The sequence below is a fragment of the Proteiniphilum sp. UBA5384 genome (assembly GCF_002410825.1).
Classification (GTDB): domain Bacteria; phylum Bacteroidota; class Bacteroidia; order Bacteroidales; family Dysgonomonadaceae; genus Proteiniphilum.
The window spans coordinates 8004-33346 of the sequence record NZ_DHOS01000032.1; the positions used below are offsets into that span (position 1 = coordinate 8004).

The window sequence follows — 25343 nt, forward strand, 5'->3', positions numbered from 1 at the left end:
TGAAAATGCGAGTGCAAAGGTAAAACTATTTTCGGAAAGAAAAAATAGCTATGTCACATTATTTTTCATTGATTTCAAAAAAACCAATTATTCATCGTATCTTTGTGCAAACTATCAATGAGTCATGTTATTTACTGAATTACCCCTATGTGATACGCTGCAGGAAGGTCTGCAGGCGATGAATTTCAAAGAAACCACACCCGTGCAGGAACAGGCTATTCCTGTTATCCTCGAAAAGAAAGATGTGATTGCGTGCGCCCAGACCGGCACAGGAAAGACTGCCGCTTTTCTTCTTCCCCTACTGAATAATCTGCAGACAGATACCCACGATGAAGGCAAGATCAACGCCATTGTGATGGCGCCCACCCGTGAACTGGCACAACAAATCGACCAGCAGATGGAGGGCTTCTCCTATTTCACTCCCTTCTCTTCGGTGGCAGTATATGGTGGTAATGATGGTGAAGCATGGGATGTGCAGAAAAGGGGGTTGCAAAGTGGTGCCGATGTGGTGATTTCTACACCGGGAAGGCTTTTATCACATATCAATCTATACAATATCGATTTCTCAGGGGTTAAATATTTTATCTTGGATGAAGCGGACAGGATGCTGGATATGGGATTCTATGATGATATAATGAAGATTGAGAAGCTGCTTCCAAAAGAGAGGCAGACTATCATGTTCTCGGCTACCATGCCCCCAAAAATACAACAACTGGCAAAGACTATATTACATGATCCGGTAGATATCACCATTGCTGTTTCTAAACCGCCTGAAACAATTCTTCAATCGGCTTATATCTGTCATGAAGCCCAGAAAATCAATATAGTAAAGCATCTCTTCAAGGAAAAAGCGCCTAAAAAGGTAATTCTCTTCTCCGGATCGAAACAGAAAGTGAAGGAGATCGCCAAGATTTTAAGACATATGGACCTTTCCGCCGGAGAAATGCACTCCGATCTCGACCAGTCACAACGCAACCATGTGATGCATGAGTTCAAAAACGAACGGGTCAATATTCTGGTAGCGACAGATATTGTTGCACGGGGAATCGACATAGATGATATTTCCCTGGTGATCAATTTCGATGTACCCTATGATGCGGAGGATTATGTTCACCGTATCGGCCGGACAGCCCGTGCGGGGGACTCAGGTATGGCTATCACTTTCGTATCGCCCGACGAACAATATCGTTTCTCCAAAATAGAAGAGTTCCTTGGTAAAAAAATCTATCGCATTCCGGTACCTTCAGAATTGGGTGATACACCGGAATATAATCCTGTCCGCGACAGCAGAAGTACATCTTCTCGTTCCTCAAAAGGAGGAGGAAGGAAAGGGAAAGAAATGAGGAAGAAGAATAGTAAAGCAGGAGAAAGACCTGAAAAATCAGGTGATACAGCCAATATGGAAAGAACCGAAAAAATCGGGAAGCCAAAAGGTTCACGGAAAAACGAAAAACCTCATTTCCAAGGAGACAGACCACAACGGAATGGAACTCAATCCGAAGCGAATCCTAATGAAAGGGAAAGGTCACGGAAGCAGGGTGCTGACAAACAACGCAGACCGAAAAGAGAAGGAGTCTCTCAACAGTCGCAGGTGGCAACCGGCCAAAGAGAACAAGGGCCGTCATCGAGGGAGACCCGAAATTCGAATAGGGCTCGAAAACAGAATCCCCACCGGGAAAATAATTCTCCTGTAAACGAAGGTGCAAAGAAAAAGGTCGTCAAAAAAAACACAGCTGATACCGGTAATACATTAATTTCCAAAGAAAGCACTACCAGCACTAAACAGACTGCCAAGACAAAGAAATCAAAATTCTTCAGTTGGTGGCCATTCAGGAAGTAATTGCTTTCTGCTCCAATTCAATGATTTCCATTCCCCGAAGGATAGCTTCTTCATTCATGGGTAGAAGTTTATGGTGACGTTCGGGGAGAGATTTCTTCAATCCCAGCATCACATGTTCCACATCCACCATCGGTGATATTTTAAGCAGTCCACCCAGCACGATCATATTGAACACCTTGGTGTTCTCCATCTTCATGGACTCATCCATTGCATTGATACGGAACACATTGATATCATTCCGTTCCACCTTCTTATGTATACCATACCCATCGTAAATCAATGCTCCACCCGGTTTCACTCTCCTCTCGAATTTCTCCAGCGAGGGTTGGTTCAATACAATCGCAACATCATACTGGTTCACCACAGGCGAACTGATAGGTTCGTCAGAAATAATGACCGTGACATTGGCTGTGCCACCCCGTTGTTCCGGACCATAAGCCGGAAACCACGACACTTCCTTGTCCTCCATAATTCCGGAATAGGCAAGAATCTTCCCCATTGAGAGCACACCTTGCCCTCCAAAACCTGAAATGACTATTTCCTGTAACATGATATCTCTTTGCTTTAGATATTTTTTAAATCACCAATAGGATATACCGGAAACATATTTTCCACCATCCAGTCGTTCGCGGCTGCAGGTGTCATCTTCCATCCGGCATTACAGGTAGAGACCACCTCCACTATTGATGTTCCTTTTCCGGCCATTGCATTTTCAAACGCTAACCTGATCATCCGCCTGGTTCTCTTTACCGCTGCTGCCGTATGCACACTGGTCCGGGTTGCAAGACAAACGCCATCAAGCAGCGCCAGCATGTCAAGAATCTTCAACGGATTCCCCATCATTTGCACATTGCGCCCATCGGGACTGGTGGATGTTACCATATTACTCAATGTTGTCGGAGCCATCTGGCCTCCGGTCATTCCATAAATACCATTATTGATAAAGATAATGGCAATATTCTCACCTCGGTTGGCTGCATGGATGGTCTCTGCCGTACCAATAGCGGCTAAGTCACCATCTCCCTGGTAAGTGAATACCATCCTGTCGGGTAATAACCGTTTGACAGCAGTAGCCAACGCCGGAGCACGACCGTGAGCCGCTTCCTGCCAGTCGATATCGAGATAGTTATACGCAAAAACGGCACATCCTACCGGAGCAATGCCAATTGTTTTTTCTTGTAAACCCATTTCTTTTATTACTTCTGCAATCACTTTATGCACCACTCCGTGTGAGCAGCCCGGACAGTAATGCATATAATTGTCGTTCATTAACCCCGGCTTTGCATACACCAGATTTTCAGGGCTTATTATATCGTTTGCATTCATATGATTGTTTTTTGAATTTCGGATTAAGAACTAAGAAGTTGGAAATTTGCTTTTAATTCTTTACTTTTTACTGAATCGGAATATCAGATAAAACAAGATAGCTGCTCCACCAAAACACCATGTAAGCTTCATATTCTGGTGAGAAGAAAAGTATACTATTATGGTTGCCAGAAATGCGATCATAAACAGCACCATGAATATATTCCTTATTTTGGGATCCATATCTCGCTATTTATTATTTTTGAATCATTTTTGTACTGTTTTCTCTTTTAAAGCATTCAGCACATTGTCGGGGGTAGGCACAATTCCACCTAATCGCCCATAATGCTCCACGGGTATTTCCCCGTTCACGGCAAGACGTACATCCTCCACCATCTGTCCCGCATTGAGTTCCACAGTGAGTATCCCCTTCACCCTATCGGCATAGTGATGAAGTATTTTTGAAGGAAAAGGCCACAGCGTGATAGGTCTGAGAAGACCGACTTTGATTCCCTCCTTTCGTGCCATCTCGATTGTCTTCGAACAGATGCGTGCTGCAGAACCGAAAGCGACCAGCAGATAATCGGCATCATCACACTTCACTTCCTCATATAACACCTCGTTCTCCTCCACGAGTCTGTATTTTGCCTGAAACCGCTCATTATTCTTCTCCATCCGTGCCGAGTCTAGTTCAAGAGAAGTGATGATATTGGGTTTTCTGTCCGGAGTTTTACCAAGTGTTGCCCACGGACATTGCTCCCTAACTTCCTGATCGGTACGCCTGCGCCGGAATTCGGGCAATTTTACCTTCTCCATCATCTGCCCTATTACCCCGTCGGTGAGGATCATAGCCGGATTACGATATTTAAACGCGAGTTCGAATCCAAGTCCCACAAAATCGGCCATCTCCTGCACAGAATCAGGCGCCAGGGTGATCAATTTGTAGTCACCATGCCCTCCCCCTTTCACCGTTTGGAAATAGTCCGCTTGCGATGGTTGAATTGTTCCCAATCCGGGACCACCGCGTTGCACATTCACTATCAGACAAGGCAATTCAGCTCCTGCCATGTAGGATATACCTTCCTGCTTCAAGCTGACACCTGGGCTGGAAGAGGAGGTCATTGCATATTTACCGCACGCAGCACCACCATATACCATATTGATAGCAGCCACTTCACTTTCAGCCTGTAAAACCACCATCCCTGTCGTTTTCCAGGGAGCTTGTTCCATGAGCGTCTCTATTATTTCCGACTGGGGGGTGATAGGATAACCGAAATAACCATCTACGCCATAACGGATAGCTGCATGGGCAATGGCTTCGTTTCCCTTCATCAAAGAAATTTCTTCTGACATAATATTAGTTTTATTACGATTCACTTACGAAAGAGGCTCAACCAACCTTCTTTCGATAGACAGTTATACATCCTTCCGGACATACAAATCCACAATTCGCGCATCCGATACATTCATCGGGATTTTTCATAAATGCATAATGATACCCCCGGTCATTCACCTCACGCGGTTGTAAATCCAGCGTATCGCTTGGACACGAAATAACACAAAGATTGCAACCTTTACAGCGATCGGTATTTACTTCTACATAACCTTTGACTTTTGCCATTATTAGATGTGGTTTTTTTAATTGTCTGTTACAAAAGTAACAGTTGTTTTTCAAGAACTCAATTTTTTTATGTTAATTTTTTGTTTGATGTTAATTAATTATATTTCAAACCTTTTCCTTTCGACACATAATAAATACTTTTGCTCAGGAGAGCATATATTTCCTTTCTCATAGGGTCTTTTAACAACTCCAGATGACTTTGGATTACCTTTTCGTCAAATCGTACAGCTGGACCCGTCTGTGCATCTTGCGGAGACATCGAAATCACTTTAGATGCTGTCTCATTGATCAACGGATTCAAGAGATGAAAGGGAATATCCTCGTTCGCCATTATCTCGGAGGCGAGCGCATACATATGATTGGTAAAATTACAGGCAAAAACGGCAGCAAGATGTAATATCTGTCGCTTCTCTCCTGGAAAGATATATACATTTCCGGATATGGTTTCCGCCAGATCCTTCAATAAACCTTCTGTTTTGTTACTACTGGCTTCTATAAATAATGGAATATCATAAAAGTTTACCTGCCTGTTCCGGCTGAAAGTCTGCAATGGGTAAATGACCCCCCTCTCTTCTTGCCGGGAAAGGACAGAGAGAGGAACGCTACCGGCAGTATGTACCCATACACCGCTTGTCTCTGGCATTCGGGCAATAATCTCCGGCAGGACATCATCTTTTACCGAAAAAATATAAAGATTGGCATTACGACATATCTGTCCAATATCATTAACCGGCTCAGCCCCGACCCGGTCGGCAAGTTCCCGGGCGTGAGCCTGCGTACGGCTGTACACCTGAGCAATTTCACATCCGGCGGTCTTCATAGCCAAAGACATGTGAGTGCCCACATTTCCCGATCCAATAAAAACAATTTTCATATCCGTTCAATAAAAACTTAGATGAAATTACTGTTTGTTCCCGTTTACCCTATTCAGTTTAATTCCCACTTTCTCGACTCCCCGAAGTATTTCATCATCCATCGCATGGCGAACCGACAGGCGGTAATGACAGACTGAATCCCGAAGGTTAAAAGAACAATAAGGCAATGAAAACTGAGTCAGCCCCCCCACGCTCCCTCCCAACCATTTTCCATATTCGTCAGCCAGAAAATAGCGGAGCGTATCGGTACGCATAAGAGAATCAGTTACATTCTGATCTACCAGCAACCAAATATCCCGGTAGGGATAACTGCGATTGACGGTCAGTTCAATCGTCACCTCATATCTTGTGCCCGAAGAGGGTGGTAGAGAATCCACTGTAAACCGGAGAAGAGAATCACGATACCACCTCCCGTCTTGAATATGATGAAATCCGGGATAGACCTCTTTTCCTGTGCATGAAGACAAAACAATCAAAAGCAGGCCAATAAGAACCGGGAAAATATCACTTTTTGCCCTCACCCGAAGATCTGTTGTTTCTGGGATTTCCGTTTCCTGAAAAATTATCCGGACGTCTTTTGCGTGGAGGTTTCCGTCTTCTTTTGCCTTGATTGTCGTTATTGCTATCGAAACGGGTAATACTTTGATCACCGAGTATATCCCCCTTATACAATCCGGTTTCTGCCGACTTATCTTCAGTCTCCGCAATCAGTTTTTGCGGTTTCTCGCCCTGTTTATTCATTTTGATGATGTCAAACGCACGATCTTTGGAAATGGTCACCAGATTAGCTCCGTTATACTTATCGGATGAATAGGTGATTTTCCCGGCAAATATATCGGTTTTGAAATGATAGTAGTCGGCATCCTTGGTCTGAAGGACAATCTCACGCGAGGGAAGTGCGCGTTGTGCTTCCACATAAGCATCCACTTCATAATTCATGCAGCACTTCAGTTTTCCACATTGTCCGGCCAGTTTCTGGGGATTGATAGAGATATCCTGGCACCTGGCGGCAGAGGTGGAAACCGATACGAAGCTCGACATCCAACTGCTACAACACAACTCTCCCCCACAAGGTCCGATACCACCGATACGGCCCGCTTCCTGGCGCGCACCGATCTGCTTCATTTCTATTTTGACCTTGAATTCAGCGGCCAGCACCTTGATAAGCTGACGGAAATCGACTCTCTCGTCGGCAATATAATAGAAAATGGCTTTGTTACCATCGCCCTGATATTCCACGTCGCCGATCTTCATCTTCAATCCTAGTTCCTCGGCAATCTCACGCGACCGGATCATGGTCGACTGTTCCCGTGCTTTGGCTTGTTCGTACTTCTCCAGGTCGGTAGGGCGCGCAATACGGTAAATCCGTTTCAATCCCCCGTTGGTTTCATCCCGGAAATTGTTTTTCTTCATCTGCAACTCCACCAGTTTTCCGGTAAGCGTCACAGTACCTATATCATGTCCGGGCAATGCTTCTACTGCCACCACATCTCCCAATTCCAGTTGGAGGTCGTTGCTATTGATATAATAACCTTTACGGGTATTTTTAAACTGTACCTCCACCATTTTTGTTGCTTTCTGCAACTCGGGAAAGTCGTGTAACCAATCGTAGACATGAAGTTTATTATTATGCCGGGTACATCCCAGGCAACTTTTTGTATTTCGTACGGTTATTCCACTCAATGGTGCAATATCCGCCAGTTTGTCAGCTAATTGTTCTTTGTCCATATATATATACCCGCCTTGTTTTCCCCGGCGGGAGAATTAATTTGAATTGAGTTAACTATCGACACGATGAAAAACCTGTATTGTTAACTCCTAAATTTAAAATCCTAAATCTGAACGCAAGTTACAAAATTATTTTCTTAATAACATGGTAACTTTCAGACAAAGATCAAGAAAAATAATTTTCGCATTGCCATTCTGTTCAATCTGACGGTAAGCGAGCGAAAATTCCTCGTTCAGCGTTTCTATATTCTTTTCATTGATGAAAGGGGCAAATCGCTGGCCGAATTCCAACTCGTCATCATTCAGATAAATCATTTCCGGCTCATGGAGGTTACTCACAAAGTATTCCCTGAAGAGTCTCAACGAATAGAGCAGATAACTTTTCTGCATCTCCCGTCCAATTCCTGCAATCTCAGAGGCAATCTCTTTGATGGCTTTAATTTTACCGGCAAAAGCGTTTCGCATCATCTGCCTGAACAAGTCGAAAAAATAGTCCGTATGTTCAGATGCCTGAATGATCTCGACCGCTTTAGTGAAACTACCGTTGGCTATATGTGCCGTAGAACAGGCTTTTTCAGGAGTCAATCCAAATTTTTGTTGCAATGCCACCACCATCTCCTCCTTTTCAATGGCACGGATATGCAATGGTTGACAGCGTGACCAGATAGTCTGCAGTACATTTTCCCTGTCCTCCGACACCAGCAGGAAAACGGTATGTTCAGGCGGTTCCTCTACTAGCTTCAATAACTTGTTGGCACACGCCTCATGCATCTTCTCCGGCAGCCACACGACCATAATCTTATAAGGCGCTTCATATACTTTGAGGTTGAGCTTACGGATAATCTCATCACTCTCTTTCGAATAGATAATTCCTTGTGCATTTTGCGCATCAATAAAGTTGAGCCAATTGTTCAGATTAAAATAATGATGTTCCGACAGGAATTCCCGCCATTCAGGCAGATATTGGTCGCTCACCTTCGATTTCACTACCGGAAATACAAAATGGAGGTCGGGATGTGCCAGTTTATCGAATTTATGGCAAGAGGGACATTCGCCGCAAGCATCTTCAGATCCGCGATTACTGCAATTCAGATACCTTGCATAAGCAATTGCCAATGGTAATTTCCCCACTCCCTCCGGACCGTAAAAGATACGGGCATGCGGAATAAGTCCCTGCTGTACCGAATTAATCAGGTGACCCTTTACGTCGTGAAGCCCTATTACATCGCGAAAATACATCAATATATCTCCCCGGCCACCCTATACACACTTTCGGTAGCCATCAACGAATAAAAATGAATACTGGGGACCTGATTACATATCAGTTCCTTACATTGCCTAATACACCATTCTACACCCACCTCTTTGGCCTCTTCATCGTCCTTACATTTGCGAAGCGCTGTAGCCAGTTCTTCCGGAATATCGGTACGGAAAATACGGGGTAACACGGTAAGTTGATTTTTCAGATGGATCGGTTTGATTCCCGGAATGATAGGCACCTTAATTCCCGCTTCACGACAACGTTTTACGAAGTCAAAAAATTTGCTGTTATCAAAAAACATTTGCGTGACAAGGTATTCAGCCCCGTTATCCACCTTTATTTTGGTGTAGTATATCTCCGACTCCATATTGGGAGACTCTTCATGTTTCTCAGGATAACATGCCATCCCGTAAGAAAAAGGTTGTTCGGGTGCAGTGAAAGGAGAACCATCAAAAGTAATTCCTTTATTAAAATTATTCACCTGCGCCTGAAGACCGGTTGCATGCGAGTGACTATCCATTTTACGTTGTTCCGTATCCAGTTTTTTACTGTCGCCCCTAAGCAGTAACAGATCGGTAACCCCTAAAAAGGAGAGGTCAATCAAAGCATACTCGGTCTCCTCCTTTGAAAACCCTTGGGAGATGATATGAGGTATCGCTTTTATTCCATATTTGTTCTGAATGGCAGCTGCGATAGCCACGGAACCAGGACGCCTCCGCACATTCACTTTGCGGTAAGTACCATTTTCATCTTCCTTATAGATGCTCTCACTGTGGTGCGTAGTAATATTGATATATTTTGGATCGAACTCTTTCAGCCGGTCAATCGTATTGAATACCTGTTGAATGCTGTTTCCTTTTAATGGAGGCAGCAGCTCGAACGAAAAAGCAGTCTTTCCTGTATTGTTAATTAATTCCGAAATGCTCATCTTTAATTGATTTGTTAATCCCGATGAATCGGGACAAGTAGTAATGATGTGATGATGGCAACTATTTAAAAATCTCTCTTACCACATCCATGCCGTTGGCATACAGCACCAGACCTAAAAGCAGGATCATCCCGGCAACCTGAGCGTACTCCATAAATTTCTCATTGGGTTTACGTCGTGTAATCACCTCATAGATGAGGAACATCACATGGCCGCCGTCAAGGGCAGGAATAGGCAGGATATTCATAAAGGCAAGAATCACAGAAAGAAAGGCAGTCATCATCCAGAATTCCTGCCAGTTCCATTGCGCAGGGAAGAGGCTTCCAATTGCCCCGAATCCACCTAAAGATGAGGCACCTGCTTTAGTGAACACATATTTAAACTGGGCTACATAATCTTTTAACGTCTGTATACCCAATCTAATCCCTGCAGGGAAAGATTCAAAGAAACCATATTTAACCGTAACGGTCTGATAAACCTGATATATCCTCATTGGGTAATACCCTAAAGTACCGGCCGAATCCACCTGTATCGATGTAGTCTGCAGCACTCCATCTCTATAATAATCCAATAAAATCTCCTGGTTACGGTTATTATCAAGGGCAGTTTTTAGATCACTTAAGGCCGGTGTGGCTATGCCGTTCACTCCCACAAGACTGTCCCCGGCAATTAGTCCCGCATGTGCAGCGGCGCTGCCCTCTACTGTTTCATATACCACTGCGGGAACCCGATAAGCGGCAAAACCCTCTTTGTCTTTCAGCAGGTTTTCCATCAACCCGTCCTGCATGGTCAGCACTACTTCTTGTCCATTACGTAGTACAGTCACCTTTTCAGCATCTGCCACATCAAGTAGCGTACGTACTCCAAAACGTTCCAGTTCCTTATTATCAGCCCTAAGCAAGACATCCCCGTCCTGAAATCCGGCCCGGTGTGCAGCCTGGCTGAATTCCATCCCCTGGGTCACGTTCTTCAAAGGCAGATAAGTATCGTTCCAGGTAAAGAGTACCATGGAGTAGATAAAGAATGCCAGCAGAAGATTGAACAACACTCCGGCCACCATCACCATCAGTCGCTGCCCCGCAGGTTTGGAACGGAACTCCCACGGTTCCGCGGGCTTCGCAAGTTGTTCCCTGTCCATCGACTCATCGATCATCCCCGCTATTTTCACGTAACCGCCCAGCGGCAACCAACCTATACCGTATTCCGTATAGCTGTTTTTAGGTTTATAGCGGAAGAGTGCAAACCAGGGATCAAAGAAGAGATAGAATTTCTCCACCCTGATCTTGAACATCCTCGCAAAAATAAAATGCCCGAACTCATGGACTACCACCAGTATCGACAAACTCAAAATGAGTTGTAATGCCTTAATAAAAAATGTCTCCATTTAGCTATCATTACACACACCAAGCCAGTGTGCTGTTTTTATCAATTAGTAAATTCAATTATTTGTTCTCTCGTTATTGCTCTTGCTTCGGCATCGCTCTCCAGATAGTCACTTAATGACGGGGACTGTACGAATGATGCTTTTTGCATGGTTTTTTCTATCAGACGGCTCATCCCCATATAACCTATTTTTTCCTGTAAGAACAACTCCACCGCTACTTCATTGGCAGCATTCAGTATACAGGGCATATTTCCTCCGGAAGCAATTGCCTCATACGCAAACAAAAGTCCGGGAAACCTATCCGTGTCTGGCGCTTCAAATGTAAGTTGCGAGAGTTCGAGAAAGTTCAGGGGCCTGACACACGAACTCAACCTTTCCGGATAAGAAAAAGCATACTGGATAGGCATCCGCATGTCCGGCTCTCCCAATTGGGCTATCACAGAGCGGTCTTCAAACTGCACCATAGAATGAACAATTGATTGGGGATGCACCAATATTTCTATCTGTGAAGGTTCTACGCCAAATAACCACTTCGCCTCGATCATTTCCAGACCTTTATTGATCAGCGTGGAAGAATCAATAGTTACTTTTTCACCCATTCTCCAGTTGGGATGAGCCAACGCCTCTTTCCGGGTTACATATTGCAATTGTTCTTTCGACCACAAGCGAAAAGGACCACCCGAAGCAGTCAACAATATCTTTTCGATTTTGTTGCTCCCTTCTCCGTTCAGGCACTGAAAGATAGCAGAATGTTCCGAATCAACCGGAAGAATGGGAGTTCTATGTTTCAATGCCAGCGAAGTGATCAACTCACCCGCCACTACCAATGTCTCCTTATTAGCCAGAGCGATGGTTTTCCCCGCTTTTATCGCATTGATTGTCGGCTGCAGACCGGAAAAACCCACCATCGCTGTAAGTACCATATCGATCGACTCATCCTGCACCACCTGTTCAATCGCCTTGCTTCCACACCATACCTTGACAGGCTGATCGCTTAATGCAAGCTTTAATTGCTCATATTTCAATTCGTTGGCAATCACCACTACTTCCGGCTGGTAAATGCGTGCCTGCTCGGTCAGCAATTCCACCCGGTTATTCGCCACCAAGGCATACACTCCAAACCGGTCGGGATGGCGTGAGATAACCTCTAGGGCCTGGGTACCTATTGAACCGGTAGAGCCTAAAATAGCGATATTTCTTTTCATATTTGTTTCACTCTTCAATCAACCCTTCAGGAAGATACATCTCTATCAGGTTGTTCTCCTCATCGATTGCTGCAATAAAATCTTCAACAGCAGGGATCAGAAGTTCTTCATCTTCGTTTCTCACAACAAAGAGCACATTCATTGTGGAATCGTCCACCTCTTCTATCACCCCCAACCGCTTTCCATACTGGTCAATCACAGAAAATCCCGTAAAGTATTCCCAGTCCGACGTCGCGGATTCACCGGAAGACCTAACCAATTCACGTGGAAGAAAAATAGCTATATTGACATATCGTGCAGCGGTTTTCTCATCGTCAACATCCTCGAATTTCACGCGGCCGGTCACCTCAGTTGTATAAGTGAATTCCTCTACAAAAAAAGGTACGGGAATCCCTTCAATTTCCAGAAAATAATATTCTGTTTCAATATCGGCATACTCCTCCTTTCGGAAGCGAATAATAATTTCGCCCTTTATTCCATAAGGTTTCTGTGTACTTCCAACCTGGAGGATATCTTTCCGGGAGATCACTTTGCGTTATTTTCTACGTTGATACTTGATATTTTTCAACTTATCACGACTGGCATTCACTTTCACCTCGGGAATAGCATATTCTTCGGCCTCAATCTTTATCTTTCCCTCCGACAGCGCATACAAATCATGAAATATTTTCTGATCGTCTACCTCCTTGTTCCATTGAGAATAAGATCTCTTCATCTGGCTGAGCAATAACTTCACCAGATAGTCTCTCTTGTCGCCTTCCTCCATATTGGCAGCAATCTTGATCATCCGTTCCATGATTTTGCCATAGTGGCGATATTGCATTGTTGGGCGGCTGTAATCGAGATGCCCGGGAGGTGTGTTCAACTCCTCACGTGTGATTATCTCATAGGGATACTCTATATCGAGTTTAAAATCAGACATAATGGCCAGATGATCCCACAGAAGATGTTTGAAGTTGTTGACATCACGAAGATGGGGAAACATACTTCCCATAATATCAATAACAGTATAGGCACATTTTTTGCGTTCTTCCGGATCTTCAATGCCCACACAGTGATCTACCATATTCTGGATATTACGTCCGTATTCCGGCAATGCCAGTTTTTTCAATTGTGTATTGTATTGCATACTATATTGTTGTTCAATTGTTACTCAAATTCATAATGTAAATTTACCTAAGTTTCAGCACATCACCCTCTTCAGGGATATATTCATATTTTTTCTTATTGAGCCGATACAGGTTGCGCAACTGGATACCGTATCTCTGGGAAATACTATACATCGACTCTCCCACTTGTACCGTATGAAAATCATATGGCTTATCGGCGCGTTTTTTCTTCTTTTCAAAATAGACGATATCACCCTCACTCAGAGGGAAATCTTCGGGAACTTCATTGAATTTCAATAAATCCTTTTCTTTGAAACCGAATTCCCTGGCAATACTTGCAAATGTATCCCCCTCCACCGCAATCACATAAACCAATCCATGCGTGAGATATGGTTGGTGAGTCCATGTTACCTGCGCCACCTGTCTTTCGCGTTCCTTTTCACGCTCCTTACGGCTTACTCCTTTGCGGTACTTTTTATCGTCGAAGCGATACAATTCATAATCTTCTATCAGTTTGATCAACTTATTAGCGTAAGCCCTGTCAGTTGCATATCCCGATTTCTGCAGCCCTCGTGCCCATCCCTTGTAATCAGTGATGGATAGTCTGAACAAGCTACTGTATCGACTGCTGTTTACAAGAAATTCAGAATGATCCTGATAAGAGTCCTCCACGCTTTTGTATTTCCTGAAACAGTCATTGGGACCATCATCTGCAGCATATACCGTTCCTCCTCTCCACCCGCGATGGCATTTGATTCCAAAGTGGTTGTTGGAACGTCGGGCCAGATCACTCATCCCGGCCCCCGACTCCAGGATTCCCTGTGCCAAGGTAATAGAAGCCGGTATTTTATATTTCTCCATATGTGCAACTGCCAGATCGCTGTATTTACGAATGTAATTCTCATATGTACTCAACCTGTTCTGCCCTGATAACCGGAAGGGCAGAAATAAAAAAGTAAAAACAGTAGAGAACAATAAAATATATCTATATTTGCGAAATAAATGCTGCATTATGAAAGAAATCAATTTGACCACAAAGATAGCTGTTTATCCGTTAGAGGAATGCTCCGAGACGGAAAAAAAGTTAATAGAGGCCGCAAAACAGTCCACAAAAAAAGCCTACGCTCCCTATTCGGGGTTTAAGGTGGGTGCTGCGGTGCTGCTCGAAAACGGAGAAATCATCTCCGCCAACAACCAGGAAAATGCGGCCTATCCTTCAGGATTATGCGCTGAAAGAACCGCCGTTTTCTTTGCCAATGCCTCTCATCCCGACCAATGTATAATGGCTATTGCCGTCGCTGCCTGGCACAACGGCCGGTTCACCGATGATGTAATCACTCCCTGCGGTGGATGCAGGCAAGTGCTGCTTGAGACCGAAAATCGGTTCAATGCTCCCATGAAAATATTAATGTATGGCAATGAATCCGTTTATATATTGGAGAGTGCCAAAGACCTTTTGCCGCTTAGTTTTGGGGATGGGATGTTAAAATGACGCCTCATAGAGTGTCACCAGATACCATTTTTCATCGATCAACGTAAAATAATAATCGGCATAAATACCGTTATTGATACCGCGGATCTCTACCACGGCCGTATCATTCTTATAGCGCACCCCTTGATAATACTGATCGTAAGGGCGTGTAAGATAAGTACTGTCATACGTCAGGTCGAGGAGTTCCCATTCATACCGGTCGATTGTCTCCTCTGTAGGAGCCATTCCTTCATGTTCCGTATCAGGGATGATTACTGCGATAGGAAATTTAATACGGTTTAATTGAAAAGATTCCTGGGTACTGAATCTTCGAATAAACTGATCGAAATTCTCCTTCCCGGAGAAAGTATCCAGTTCACTGCCCGCCTGCCCTGTCTCAGTTGCCGTCTTTCCCTTACCGTTCATACGCCCTTTCTTTTCTGAACCCGATGTACAGGAGAAAAGAACCAAGGCAAACAGACAAAAAAGAATACAATGCGGAATCTTCATTGCTAAACAAACACTTAATTGATCTGGATCAAATTTTCAACAGTCTATTATTTATTATACAAAGGTACAAAAAAAGTTGATAAAATATACTTATCTTTGCTTTTATAAAAAATCGATACTGGATGGATCTTCAAACAGAAATAAGCCATTTGTTTTCCGCACAACAAAATGATTGGGAGCAATTAAACAAAGGCATTCGACAGTTGGATGGCATACGCGAAAAGGAATTTACATGGGGAGGCGATTACCGGGTGAGAATACAATTCAATCCGGCACGAATGAGTTCAACCTCAGCAGCTATCACCAAGGAGGACATTGAAAAGCGCCCCTGCTTTCTCTGTGAAATCAACCGTCCTTCACAGCAAAGGGGAATTCCCCTTCTGGAGAAATACACTATTCTCTGCAATCCGTATCCCATTCTGCGAAATCATCTCACCATTCCCATTCATTCGCATGTACCACAACGTATTCGTCAGAAAACGGGCGACATGCTAACATTGGCCGAACAGCTCCCTGATTATCTGATTTTCTATAATGGTCCGAAATGCGGTGCATCGGCTCCAGACCATTTCCATCTGCAGGCCGGACTTAAACATCCTTTACTCATGCAGGGAGACAATGAACTTCGTTCATGCCTTCAGATCGAAAGCACTGATAAAAATGAGGTACAGCAATTATTTGAGGATATTTACCAATACCTGCATCATCTCCAGCCTGAAGAAGAGGAGCCGATGATGAACCTAATCGCTTTCACAGAAGAGAACAGATACCAACTCCATATCTTCCCTCGCAAAGCACACCGTCCGGGACATTATTATGAGAAAGGGACAAAACAGTTGCTTATCAGTCCGGGGGCGCTGGATATGGCCGGATTGATAATCAGCGTGAGGGAAGAAGATTTTGAGAAAATCACTAAACAAGATATTGAAGATATTTATTCACAAGTCTCAATGCCGATTATTTGAATAGAAATAATCGGCGACAGACGCTGACGCAGTAATGAGACAAAAAAATTTATCGTGATAATGGAAAAATCAGAGCTTATTTTACTGAATATCCACGGAGAGGATAAACCCGGTCTGACAGCAGCACTTACTGAAATCCTGGCCAGGCATGATGCTTTTATCCTCGACGTCGGTCAATCGGATATCCACAGAAACCTGTCGTTGGGTATTTTATTCAGTTCAAAAACCCATATCTCGGGAGAGATTATGAAAGATTTACTGTTCAAAGCCTATGAAATGGATGTAGCTATCCGTTTCACGCCTATTTCAGAAGAGCATTACTCCAACTGGGTCAGTATGCAAGGCAAGAACAGGTATATCATTACCCTTTTGGGAAGAATACTTACCGCCAAACAGATTGCAGCTGTATCGGGGATTATTGCAGAACAAAAACTCAATATCGACAACATAGTGCGCCTGACCGGTCGTATCCCGCTCGACGAGAAGCAGCGTGCAGCACAGTCCTGTGTTGAACTGTCAGTGAGGGGCACCCCTGTGGACCGTCAGCAAATGCAACAATCATTTTTGGAGCTTTCCTCATCTCTTAACTTCGACATCTCCTTCCAAGAAGAAAGCATGTTCAGGCGTATGCGTAGGCTTATCTGTTTCGATATGGACTCTACTCTTATCCAGACAGAAGTAATTGATGAATTGGCTGAAAGGTCCGGCGTGGGAAGTCAGGTAAAAGCCATTACCGAGCAGGCGATGCAGGGTGAAATTGATTTCAACGAAAGTTTCAGACAAAGAGTGGAACTATTGAAAGGGTTAGACGTATCGGTGATGAAAGAGATTGCCGAGAATCTACCCATCACCGAAGGCGTGGAACGGCTGATGAAAGTATTACAGAAAGTGGGATTTAAAACCGCCATTTTGTCAGGAGGATTTACTTACTTCGGCAATTACCTGAAAGAAAAATATGGATTTGATTATATGTATGCCAATGAACTGGAAATCGTGGATGGAAAACTCACCGGCAGGTATCTGGGCGACATTGTCGATGGGAAACGAAAAGCAGAACTGCTTCGCCTCATTGCACAGGTGGAAAAGATCGACTTACGACAAACAGTGGCAGTAGGTGATGGAGCCAATGATCTGCCAATGCTTGGAATAGCCGGTCTGGGTATCGCCTTCCATGCAAAACCGAAAGTAAAACGGAATGCGGAACAATCGCTTTCCTCGGTGGGAATCGATGGCATCCTTTATTTTCTAGGATATAAAGACTCTTTGCTTGACAGCGAGATTATGAATAGTTAATAGGAGTTCATTAAAAAAGGGTGGTATGGATTTTGCAGATATGTTATTAAACCGTTTCGACGGTGAGGCTGAAATGAAGAAACCGAACAGCGCATTAGTCTGTTTCTCTAACTTGGAAACAGGTAAAACATTGGGACGGCTGGCGATTAATATTACCCGGTCGAGATCGGAAAAATCGGCCATCACGCTTCTTTATTTTATTACCAAAGCCGAAGAAATACGTCTCTCTGAAGAGATGGATGAATACAAAAACAAGATCATCACGGACTTCATTCCGGCAGAAGAGCGGGAAAAAATTATAGTACGCCTGTTCATCAAATCATCCGATGATTATCATAAAGATATAGCCAAAATGGCGGAAGAACAAAAGGCCAATCTGATTTTGTTGGGTATCAGTAACAGCGATTACAATCCTGAATTGATAAAAAAGTACAGCCAACTGAAAAATAATCCTGCCAATTCAGAAGCTTTTATTCTTGAACAGTTCAGTGAGAGGGAAGTTGAAGCATTGAAGAATATCAATATAGTGTTCAACCGGAATGCAGTATCTACAGGGTTATTTATCGACTGTGCGATTACTGAGTTCAGGAAACTGTTTATTCCCATCCTTCACAAAGAAGATATACATATTTTCGCATATCTTTACCGGATAGCGCTGCAAGAGAATGTAAAGATCATGATTTGGGATGCGATCGGCATCATTGGATCCGATCCCAAAATGCAAAAACTTCACCAGTTTATCGTCAAAAAAACCGAAGGGCGTGTTTATCTTTGGAACAACAACAAAAAGATCAGTTGTGATTTCATCGGAGAGCAAGACCTGATGATCATCGGTACGGATGGGTGGAGTAAGTTGATCTGTACCCCGCTGGAGTGGACACACTGCCTCCCTTCAACACTGATTATTAAAGAGAGAACAAATTGAATGTGAATTATGAATCCATCCGATATAAGGAAAAAACTGACAACCATCCAATTGTATATCGAGCAAAGGCAACTCAAAGATGCTCTTGACGGTATAAAGGAACTTTATGCGATGCAACAAAATTGGACAGTGTCAGAAAAACTGGAAGAATTGACTACCAATTATCAGTATATGCTCCATTACCTGATAGAGGGGGAGAAAGACCCGGAACAGGGACGCATATATAATAAACTGATTTGCGATATATATATACTGGCAGAAGATGCAGCCGAACGATTGCTCCTGCAGGAGAGTTCGTCACTCTTTTTTGACAAGATGAGATTGATGGAAATACGTACCCCCATATCGATAGACGAATACAGGGATATTATTACCAAGCAATCTGACACACTTTCTTTCCTTGATTTATTGGAAAAAGGACCGGACAAGGAATCCCGACTCAGGCAGAATACCATTGCCAGTGAGAATACATTACAAGACTTGTTTTATATTATTTTTGTTTCTCCGAGGGCAAACGACGATTCCCTTACCGCCTGGCGTAAATTCATGGAGGAGGGGGCAATTCCGCGGCATGTCAAAGCGTTGTTTATCTCAGCACTTACACTGAACATACTTCAACGTTTTGATGCTTTAAAAATCGAACTTCTACTCGACTTGTGCAAGCATAACGATCCGGAAGTGGCAATACGGGCCGTTACGGGAATTATTCCCATCTTTCAGGTATATAGCGCACGGCTGGCATTATATTCCGGATGCAGCAGCCGGATAAAACTTTTATCAGACGACAAACTCTTTGCCCGCCGTTTTATGGCAGCAGTGCTAGGGTTCATCCAGGCGCATGAAACGGAGAAGATCACAAAAAAACTGACCGAGGAAATCCTTCCCGAGATGATGAAACTGAGCCCGATGATCGGTAAAAAGATCAAGCTCGACGAATGGATGGGTGAAACCGGCTTCGACGAAAAGAATCCTGAATGGCAAAAGATTCTGGATGAAACAGGATTGACAGATAAATTGCAGGAATTTACCGAATTACAATTGGAAGGTGCCGATGTATTTCACTCTACTTTTTCGAACCTGAAAGCCTACCCTTTCTTTCAGGAGATGAGCAACTGGTTCCTGCCGTTCACCCCCCAACACAGTAATGTACAACAGCTTTTTACCGACCGTTCTGAAGAAGCTTCTCTCATTGACGCGCTCTCCGGATCATCACTCATCTGTAATTCCGACAAATACTCTTTCTGTCTCAGCATCATGATGATGCCGGAGAACTACCGGAAGATGATGGTATCCCAGTTAGGCGCCGAAAGCGATGAACTCAAAAATATGCAGGCCGAAGAAGAGGCATTGAAGCCTCATCAAAAAGAAGAGACGATGATCAAACAATATATTCAGGATCTTTATCGGTTTTTCAAATTGTTTCCACGTCGGAACGAGTTTCTCGATATTTTCGAACTTCCGCTTAATTATCATCGTTTACCGGCATTTCAACCGGTAATAATGCAACCCAATCATCTGGAAAAAATAGCACTCTACTATTTCGAGAAAAATAACTTTCCGGAAGCTCTTAGTGCCTATACATTACTGTCAGAAATAGGAAATAACAAAAGTGAGATCTGGCAGAAGATAGGATATTGCCGACAAATGCTGGCAGATATGAAGGGTGCATTAGAAGCATACCTCCATGCCGACCTGATGGAGGAGAATAACACATGGTTGCTTCAACGCATAGCCCACTGCTACAGGGTATTGAAAGAACCATCCACCGCACTGGAATATTATCGTCGGCTGGAGCAATTCCGCCCAGACGATCTCAATATCCAGCTCAACATAGGACACTGTTACCTGGAGCTGAAAGAATATGAAAAAGCGTTGAATTATTACTTTAAAGTAGAATTGATTGACAATCATAATACCCGCGCATGGCGCTCCGTGGCATGGTGCGCTTTCCTCTCACGTAAACTGGATGTGGCCGACAGGTATTATTCCCGCATACTGGCAGGTAAGCCCAATGCCCATGACTATCTCAATGCAGGCCATGTAGCACTTTGCCTCGAACAGGTCAAAAAAGCGGTCGAATTATACAAGCTTTCTCTGGATAAAACCGGTAATTTTAAAACATTCCAGACTATGCTGGGCGAGGATGAAAATGAACTGAAAGAGGCGGGTATAAATACTTCCATTCTGCCAATCATTTTAGATAAAATCAGGTACGACAAGGAAGTTTGAACCGATAGCACAAGATAAACAGGAACATTACCGATTGGTATATAACCCATTCCGGACTATAAAATCATAGACTTTGGGGGGAAGGAAAGCACGCATATTTTTTCCAGTACGGATGCTTTCCCTGATAAATGTGGAGGAAATCTCCACAAGAGGAGCTTCCAGAAGCCGCACAGATGCTTTACATTCTTCAGGTATCATCGCCTCCTCCCCCAGTCGCGGATACATAAGAACCTGATAGTTTTTTATCAAACACCGGGACTCTTTCCAGTCATGAAATTGCTTCCAGTTATCACTGCCAATGATAAGGGTAAAATCTTTATGAGGATGCTCGCTTGTCAATCTGGATAGTGTATCGATAGTATAGGACGGGCGGGGCATATGAAACTCTACGTCGGACACAACCATACGATCAAATTTTTCCAGCGCCAGACGAACCATCTCCAAACGCACATCGTCATCCAACAAGTCTTCAGACTTCTTAAAGGGATTATGCGGGCTCACTACAAACCACACTTCCTCCACTTCAGTGAATTCACAGATATAATTTGCTAAGATAAGATGGCCCACATGTACCGGATTGAATGATCCGGAGAAAATACCGATTTGTTGTTTTTGCATATTGAAAGCGATAAAATACTTAAGATATTGAACCCGATTAAGGCTATAACCAAATCACTTTTCACACATAGAAAAAACCGATGCACAGGGTCTGTACACCGATTTTTCATCTATTTTCTAAGTTTTTCTACGTACTTTTCTTAAATAAGGAGATAATCCAAAGTAGCAAAATGGCACCTATCAATGCTGTAACAAGACTACCTATAATTCCGTCGCCGGTACTAATTCCTAACAGGCCGAAAACCCAACCTCCGATAACGGCGCCTACAATACCTACCAAAAGGTTTACCAGAAACCCGAAACCTCCTCCTCTCATCAAATTACCTGCAAGCCAACCGGCCACAGCACCAATAATAATCCACCATAACCAACCCATAACTAATAATTTTTTAATGTTAATATTTTTGATTAAAAACTCACTCAATTCGTTAAACGTTATCGGATTGGAAATTGTTTAAAATACAAAAAAGTATTATCTGCCGGGATCAATAAAAATGTCATCCGCTACAGGCTGGTTCAGCTTTTTCCCTCTTAATTCATAGAGGGTATATTCTCCGTCCGGATCCTCCATACAGAGCATGGACATTGCCATGTCTTTTTTATCATACCGCACCTTCAATTCTTTAATATTCTCCGCCTTCTCACTTCCAATTGAAACTAGAACTTCGTAGTAATCCGCTCTTTCATAAGCGGATATCGTTATACCATCTATTCTTCGGGGATTCCCTTCCAAGCAGGAAGCAAAAATTGTATGAAGGAATTTAGCAGCAGGGACGGTCTTTGCTGATATTTTTCTATACTGATCCATCATGGAGATTGATATCTGGTCCTCTCTGACCAGTATCCAATCACCTTCAGGTTGCTCGTATTCAAGTAATAACCGGGCGGGGGTTCTGTAATAAAGCTTACCATTTGATTGTGCATCTTCTTCTAAAAAAGGAAAATGCGTGGTTTGCCTAAAATCACAGACAATGCTTGTAAGAGATTCATTCGCTTTCTGTATTTTATCTAAAATCTCCCTTCCATTCTGTGCGGAGACAGTTGCCACAGTGGCCAATAATAATGCCACACATACTTTTATCTTCTTCATTTTCTACTATTTATTTTATTATCTATTTATTTTATCCGTTAACTATATATCTGTGCCGGACCCACTTTTCCAAGATGGGTCTCTTTCCTTTGGCTATACGATTTGTAATCAATACATGGTAAAAGAAGGGCTGTACCACATAGGTAATCAGAATTGTTGCGCTCATCCCGATGAACGTAACTATGCCGATAGAACGGATTGCCGGGTGCACCGCAAAAAATAAAGACATAATTACAGTAATCAGAATGATCGCCGAGAAAAAGATCGCTGTCTTATGATATACCAACAAATCGCGTTTGATTCCCCGGGTTCCCTCTAACAAGCCGTCCATCATATAGATACTATAATCGACCCCGATTCCGAATATAAAAGTGGAAATAATGATATTGAGCAGATTAAATTCCAATCCGAAGAATGCCATGAGTCCCAATACGATATACCAGCTCAGCCCCATTGGCAGGAAAACCAAAACAGTCAATATCACACTTCGATAGGATATAAGTAATACAATCAGGATAAAAAGGGAAGATATCATCAAAAGGGTATTGAAATCATTGTGAATCATCTTCACCATATCGTTGGCATAATACATCGGATCGAGGACTATAAACGATATCCCTGCTCCCCTCAACCTGTCTGCGACCGCCCAGATATTATTTTTATCCATCTGTACCGGAGTAAACATCACATAATGTCCGTCCGTATATTCAATCAGGTTGCTCATGATCTCCCCAGGTAACACTTTCGCCTCATACAAAGAGTTTGGCCGGTATTCCCTATCCAGTATCCGGGAAAAAGGCGTAAACGTATTTTCGGAGAAATGGTACCGCTTTCCAGATTCGGCAATTCGCTGACGGACAATATCTTTCTTCTCTTCCGACCAATAAGAATTCCACCGGGCAATACGTTCACGCTGTTCGGCTTCGGGAATAAATAACATTAGCGAAGAAGTATAACCATTTATAATACCCGCACGTTGGAGTGTGTCCAATCCTGTGATCAACCCTTGCGTAAGAAGTATTGTGGAGTCCAAATCTCCGGCAATCGTGGCAAAATAGCGAGCATCAGCATTCTGTATCCGCTTAGAAGCTGCCAATTGCTTTGAACGGGTTACCTGTTGGTTATCATAAGCCAGATTACGAAGGTTAGAATCGAACTCCACCTTTCCCGAAACGATAATACAGACAATACTGATTCCGAGAATCAATCCAATCAGCCATTTTTGTTTATATAACGGATAAGAATTGGCCTTCTCTAAAATTCTAAAAGCTTTTTCCGAACGTTTATTATCTCTGACATTAAACATTTGGGGAAGAAAAAGCAATGCGAAAACAAATGTTCCCAAAAGTCCCAACGAAGCAAACAAACCGAAATCATGTAATATTTCCGACTCGGTCAAAAGCAATCCGCCAAAGGCCCCAAGGGTAGTCAGGAGAGCAATAAAAAGAGGGATTGTCTGGTCTTCTATTATTTTTTCCGGATCTGTCAGGTATTTATAGTGACAAATCATATGCAGACAATAGCTAAATGCCACTCCCATTACAATTGCCCCAATACCAAGGACTAGTAACGACATACTCCCTTTTATGAGATAAATCACAGACAAAGAGAACAAAACGCCATATATAACAGGTGCCGTCAGATAAAACAAGGTTCGTTTGTCTCTGAAACATATCAATAAAAAAACAAAAATAATTACCAGAGAAATGCTTACTGTAAAGAAAATATCCTGTTTAATACGCCGGGAATTAGATACACTTTGTACAGGTGCCCCATGAAAAAAGATATCCATCTCCGGATGTAATTCCGTATAGGCTGCGATTTCCTTATCCAGCATATTTATCAACTTGCTAGCCGATTTCGAGTCCAACGATCTGAATTTAGGTGCTAAAAAGGCTAAAACGACCGTAGTATCTGAAGAGAAGATATGATTATCGCACATTGCAAATTTCCCTCCAAACTCTTTGCCGCTACTCCCGGGCATAAAGATATTGCGCATCCCGGCCGGATCACGGAATATCATCTCCCGGTAGGCTCTTCCCGCCGGAGAGGTCAGTAATGCATAGTTTTCTCCCATCTGTCTGTCTAAAATTTCAGGCTGCATGAGTGAATCCAGTAACGTATATTGATCTTCGGTCAAAAATATGGGTACATTTTCATATAAATACGAAATCGCATCCTGTAAAACAGGACGATCTATCCGGAAAAAGATATTCTCTATCAATATCCGGGTACTATCTTTCTCCAGTAATAATGACACAAACTCGTCACATGCCGCCGACAACCTTTCCGGGGATGTTACAGAGTCCCTTGCCGCCGTAAACTGTAAATGGATCTTATCTTTTACTTTTAACTCCGAGAAAGCTAATTTTTCTACCCTGTTTTCCCGTATGGAAGGAAGCAAACCTGAAATATCCTCTTCAAACTCTATTCTTGCGCTAAGACAAGCGAAGAGTACCAGCGTCGACAGCATTATTGTATAAAACACACTTTTGTGATTCCGGAAATAGCGGTATATTTGAATCGTTACCTTTACCATACTTAAAAAATCATAGAGGGGGGCAAAAAGCCCAGGTATATTGCCTTCATGAACAATAAAGCAAAAAATAGATTCTTATCGAATCCATCGGAAGATTCTTCCGATAATCGGTTTGAACGCATCGGCACAGGTGATGGCACGCACTTTCCGTTTGCCTCTTTCCCCGATCCATTATCAATTCGCTTATTTACTCGTTTCATCCAAATTGTAATGAAATAAATAGATTTCATCCAGAGAAAATCTATCATTCATGATAAAATTTATTAGGGGGTCAGACAAAGTTATAATATGTTATCTTCGTTTACTCCTTGCAGCCTACTGAAACGGCTATTTTTAATGTCGAATGATAGAAAACCAATACTCAAAGTCGCTTACAATTATATCGTAAGTCTACCCTTTCAGTTTTCATGTTAAAACTCCATTTTCATCAGTCCATTTTTCGTCAGT

The 25343-nt window shown here is 43.0% G+C and carries 23 protein-coding genes and 2 pseudogenes; 6 read left to right on the forward strand and 19 right to left on the reverse strand.

All coding sequences use genetic code 11. The features are described 5' to 3' along the window. Positions 1-124: 124 nt before the first annotated feature. Positions 125-1372, forward strand: a pseudogene (locus B4G81_RS06335) (DEAD/DEAH box helicase); the annotation flags it as partial. Positions 1373-1829: 457 nt separating this feature from the next. Here the strand turns inward: B4G81_RS06335 and B4G81_RS06340 are convergent. From B4G81_RS06340 to B4G81_RS06405, 14 genes and pseudogenes are all read right to left on the reverse strand, one after another. Continuing rightward, entirely contained in the window at positions 1830-2390 is a 561-nt protein-coding gene (locus B4G81_RS06340; protein WP_294081148.1) for a 2-oxoacid:acceptor oxidoreductase family protein, read from the reverse strand. A 14-nt stretch (positions 2391-2404) separates the two neighbouring features. Next, the gene (locus B4G81_RS06345; RefSeq protein WP_294081149.1) at positions 2405-3166 is read right to left on the reverse strand and encodes a thiamine pyrophosphate-dependent enzyme; all 762 of its coding nucleotides are present in this window, start codon (positions 3164-3166) and stop codon (positions 2405-2407) included. A gap of 246 nt (positions 3167-3412) precedes the next feature. Next, on the reverse strand, positions 3413-4498 hold the full coding sequence (locus tag B4G81_RS06350; RefSeq protein ID WP_294081150.1) for a 3-methyl-2-oxobutanoate dehydrogenase subunit VorB: 1086 nt from the start codon (positions 4496-4498) through the stop codon (positions 3413-3415). Positions 4499-4535: 37 nt separating this feature from the next. After that, the gene (locus B4G81_RS06355) at positions 4536-4766 is read right to left on the reverse strand and encodes a 4Fe-4S dicluster domain-containing protein (protein WP_294081151.1); all 231 of its coding nucleotides are present in this window, start codon (positions 4764-4766) and stop codon (positions 4536-4538) included. Positions 4767-4860: 94 nt separating this feature from the next. After that, the gene (locus B4G81_RS06360) at positions 4861-5640 is read right to left on the reverse strand and encodes a Rossmann-like and DUF2520 domain-containing protein (protein WP_294081152.1); all 780 of its coding nucleotides are present in this window, start codon (positions 5638-5640) and stop codon (positions 4861-4863) included. 27 nt (positions 5641-5667) lie between these two features. Further along, positions 5668-6162 carry a gliding motility lipoprotein GldH gene (locus B4G81_RS06365; RefSeq protein WP_294081153.1) on the reverse strand — a complete coding sequence of 165 codons (495 nt, stop codon included), beginning with the start codon at positions 6160-6162 and terminating at the stop codon, positions 5668-5670. A 1-nt stretch (position 6163) separates the two neighbouring features. Continuing rightward, positions 6164-7324: pseudogene (locus B4G81_RS06370) on the reverse strand (PSP1 domain-containing protein); the annotation flags it as partial. 174 nt (positions 7325-7498) lie between these two features. Then, the gene (locus tag B4G81_RS06375; RefSeq protein WP_294081154.1) at positions 7499-8608 is read right to left on the reverse strand and encodes an ATP-binding protein; all 1110 of its coding nucleotides are present in this window, start codon (positions 8606-8608) and stop codon (positions 7499-7501) included. Next, positions 8608-9558, reverse strand: a complete 951-nt coding sequence (locus B4G81_RS06380; protein ID WP_294081155.1) for a methylenetetrahydrofolate reductase — start codon at positions 9556-9558, stop codon at positions 8608-8610. The genes B4G81_RS06375 and B4G81_RS06380 overlap by 1 nt, the downstream gene beginning before the upstream one ends. 61 nt (positions 9559-9619) lie before the next feature. Further along, on the reverse strand, positions 9620-10942 hold the full coding sequence (rseP, locus tag B4G81_RS06385) for an RIP metalloprotease RseP (protein WP_294081156.1): 1323 nt from the start codon (positions 10940-10942) through the stop codon (positions 9620-9622). Positions 10943-10983: 41 nt separating this feature from the next. Then, positions 10984-12147: a 1-deoxy-D-xylulose-5-phosphate reductoisomerase gene (locus B4G81_RS06390; RefSeq protein WP_294081157.1), complete on the reverse strand. Its 1164-nt coding sequence runs from the start codon at positions 12145-12147 to the stop codon at positions 10984-10986. 7 nt (positions 12148-12154) lie between these two features. Continuing rightward, entirely contained in the window at positions 12155-12676 is a 522-nt protein-coding gene (rimM, locus tag B4G81_RS06395) for a ribosome maturation factor RimM (RefSeq protein ID WP_294081158.1), read from the reverse strand. A 6-nt stretch (positions 12677-12682) separates the two neighbouring features. Continuing rightward, positions 12683-13276, reverse strand: coding sequence for a DUF4290 domain-containing protein (locus tag B4G81_RS06400; protein ID WP_294081159.1), 594 nt, complete (start codon positions 13274-13276; stop codon positions 12683-12685). A 43-nt stretch (positions 13277-13319) separates the two neighbouring features. Beyond that, the gene (locus tag B4G81_RS06405) at positions 13320-14267 is read right to left on the reverse strand and encodes a glucosaminidase domain-containing protein (RefSeq protein ID WP_414703173.1); all 948 of its coding nucleotides are present in this window, start codon (positions 14265-14267) and stop codon (positions 13320-13322) included. A gap of 1 nt (position 14268) precedes the next feature. Here B4G81_RS06405 and cdd point away from each other — a divergent pair, with 1 nt between their 5' ends. Continuing rightward, positions 14269-14748 carry a cytidine deaminase gene (gene cdd / locus B4G81_RS06410; protein WP_294081161.1) on the forward strand — a complete coding sequence of 160 codons (480 nt, stop codon included), beginning with the start codon at positions 14269-14271 and terminating at the stop codon, positions 14746-14748. On the opposite strand, the gene B4G81_RS06415 is transcribed toward cdd, so the two are convergent. Beyond that, entirely contained in the window at positions 14740-15153 is a 414-nt protein-coding gene (locus tag B4G81_RS06415; RefSeq protein ID WP_294081162.1) for a DUF4348 domain-containing protein, read from the reverse strand. The genes cdd and B4G81_RS06415 overlap by 9 nt on opposite strands. Positions 15154-15359: 206 nt before the next feature. Here B4G81_RS06415 and B4G81_RS06420 point away from each other — a divergent pair, with 206 nt between their 5' ends. The 4 genes from B4G81_RS06420 to B4G81_RS06435 are packed head-to-tail and all read left to right on the forward strand — an operon-like array spanning position 15360 to position 20649. Then, positions 15360-16202 (forward strand): DUF4922 domain-containing protein, encoded by an 843-nt coding sequence (locus tag B4G81_RS06420; RefSeq protein ID WP_294081163.1) that lies wholly within the window; start codon positions 15360-15362, stop codon positions 16200-16202. A gap of 60 nt (positions 16203-16262) precedes the next feature. Then, entirely contained in the window at positions 16263-17495 is a 1233-nt protein-coding gene (gene serB / locus B4G81_RS06425; RefSeq protein ID WP_414703174.1) for a phosphoserine phosphatase SerB, read from the forward strand. A gap of 25 nt (positions 17496-17520) precedes the next feature. Continuing rightward, complete coding sequence (locus B4G81_RS06430) at positions 17521-18420, forward strand: hypothetical protein (protein WP_294081164.1); 900 nt, start codon at positions 17521-17523, stop codon at positions 18418-18420. 9 nt (positions 18421-18429) lie between these two features. Beyond that, positions 18430-20649, forward strand: a complete 2220-nt coding sequence (locus B4G81_RS06435) for a tetratricopeptide repeat protein (protein WP_294081165.1) — start codon at positions 18430-18432, stop codon at positions 20647-20649. 27 nt (positions 20650-20676) lie between these two features. On the opposite strand, the gene nadD is transcribed toward B4G81_RS06435, so the two are convergent. The 4 genes from nadD to B4G81_RS06455 form a co-directional block, all read right to left on the reverse strand. Next, entirely contained in the window at positions 20677-21267 is a 591-nt protein-coding gene (gene nadD, locus B4G81_RS06440; protein WP_294081166.1) for a nicotinate (nicotinamide) nucleotide adenylyltransferase, read from the reverse strand. A 127-nt stretch (positions 21268-21394) separates the two neighbouring features. Next, on the reverse strand, positions 21395-21643 hold the full coding sequence (locus B4G81_RS06445; protein ID WP_294081167.1) for a GlsB/YeaQ/YmgE family stress response membrane protein: 249 nt from the start codon (positions 21641-21643) through the stop codon (positions 21395-21397). 96 nt (positions 21644-21739) lie between these two features. Then, a complete protein-coding gene (locus tag B4G81_RS06450) occupies positions 21740-22357 on the reverse strand; it encodes a LolA family protein (protein ID WP_294081168.1) in 618 nt (205 codons plus the stop codon). Positions 22358-22388: 31 nt separating this feature from the next. Continuing rightward, on the reverse strand, positions 22389-24845 hold the full coding sequence (locus tag B4G81_RS06455) for an MMPL family transporter (protein WP_294081169.1): 2457 nt from the start codon (positions 24843-24845) through the stop codon (positions 22389-22391). Between the last annotated feature and the right edge of the window lie 498 nt (positions 24846-25343).

What these genes read in the sequence shown, in the direction of transcription:
- B4G81_RS06360 (WP_294081152.1), bottom strand. Translation starts at nt 5,640, where the DNA reads ATGAAAATTGTTTTTATTGGATCGGGAAATGTGGGCACTCACATGTCT.
- serB (WP_414703174.1), top strand. Translation starts at nt 16,263, where the DNA reads ATGGAAAAATCAGAGCTTATTTTACTGAATATCCACGGAGAGGATAAA.
- B4G81_RS06375 (WP_294081154.1), bottom strand. Translation starts at nt 8,608, where the DNA reads ATGTATTTTCGCGATGTAATAGGGCTTCACGACGTAAAGGGTCACCTG.
- B4G81_RS06435 (WP_294081165.1), top strand. Translation starts at nt 18,430, where the DNA reads ATGAATCCATCCGATATAAGGAAAAAACTGACAACCATCCAATTGTAT.
- B4G81_RS06450 (WP_294081168.1), bottom strand. Translation starts at nt 22,357, where the DNA reads ATGAAGAAGATAAAAGTATGTGTGGCATTATTATTGGCCACTGTGGCA.
- B4G81_RS06340 (WP_294081148.1), bottom strand. Translation starts at nt 2,390, where the DNA reads ATGTTACAGGAAATAGTCATTTCAGGTTTTGGAGGGCAAGGTGTGCTC.
- B4G81_RS06430 (WP_294081164.1), top strand. Translation starts at nt 17,521, where the DNA reads ATGGATTTTGCAGATATGTTATTAAACCGTTTCGACGGTGAGGCTGAA.
- cdd (WP_294081161.1), top strand. Translation starts at nt 14,269, where the DNA reads ATGAAAGAAATCAATTTGACCACAAAGATAGCTGTTTATCCGTTAGAG.
- B4G81_RS06345 (WP_294081149.1), bottom strand. Translation starts at nt 3,166, where the DNA reads ATGAATGCAAACGATATAATAAGCCCTGAAAATCTGGTGTATGCAAAG.
- B4G81_RS06355 (WP_294081151.1), bottom strand. Translation starts at nt 4,766, where the DNA reads ATGGCAAAAGTCAAAGGTTATGTAGAAGTAAATACCGATCGCTGTAAA.
- B4G81_RS06415 (WP_294081162.1), bottom strand. Translation starts at nt 15,153, where the DNA reads ATGAACGGTAAGGGAAAGACGGCAACTGAGACAGGGCAGGCGGGCAGT.
- rseP (WP_294081156.1), bottom strand. Translation starts at nt 10,942, where the DNA reads ATGGAGACATTTTTTATTAAGGCATTACAACTCATTTTGAGTTTGTCG.
- B4G81_RS06350 (WP_294081150.1), bottom strand. Translation starts at nt 4,498, where the DNA reads ATGTCAGAAGAAATTTCTTTGATGAAGGGAAACGAAGCCATTGCCCAT.
- B4G81_RS06390 (WP_294081157.1), bottom strand. Translation starts at nt 12,147, where the DNA reads ATGAAAAGAAATATCGCTATTTTAGGCTCTACCGGTTCAATAGGTACC.
- B4G81_RS06380 (WP_294081155.1), bottom strand. Translation starts at nt 9,558, where the DNA reads ATGAGCATTTCGGAATTAATTAACAATACAGGAAAGACTGCTTTTTCG.
- B4G81_RS06400 (WP_294081159.1), bottom strand. Translation starts at nt 13,276, where the DNA reads ATGCAATACAATACACAATTGAAAAAACTGGCATTGCCGGAATACGGA.
- B4G81_RS06405 (WP_414703173.1), bottom strand. Translation starts at nt 14,267, where the DNA reads ATGCAGCATTTATTTCGCAAATATAGATATATTTTATTGTTCTCTACT.
- B4G81_RS06445 (WP_294081167.1), bottom strand. Translation starts at nt 21,643, where the DNA reads ATGGGTTGGTTATGGTGGATTATTATTGGTGCTGTGGCCGGTTGGCTT.
- B4G81_RS06420 (WP_294081163.1), top strand. Translation starts at nt 15,360, where the DNA reads ATGGATCTTCAAACAGAAATAAGCCATTTGTTTTCCGCACAACAAAAT.
- nadD (WP_294081166.1), bottom strand. Translation starts at nt 21,267, where the DNA reads ATGCAAAAACAACAAATCGGTATTTTCTCCGGATCATTCAATCCGGTA.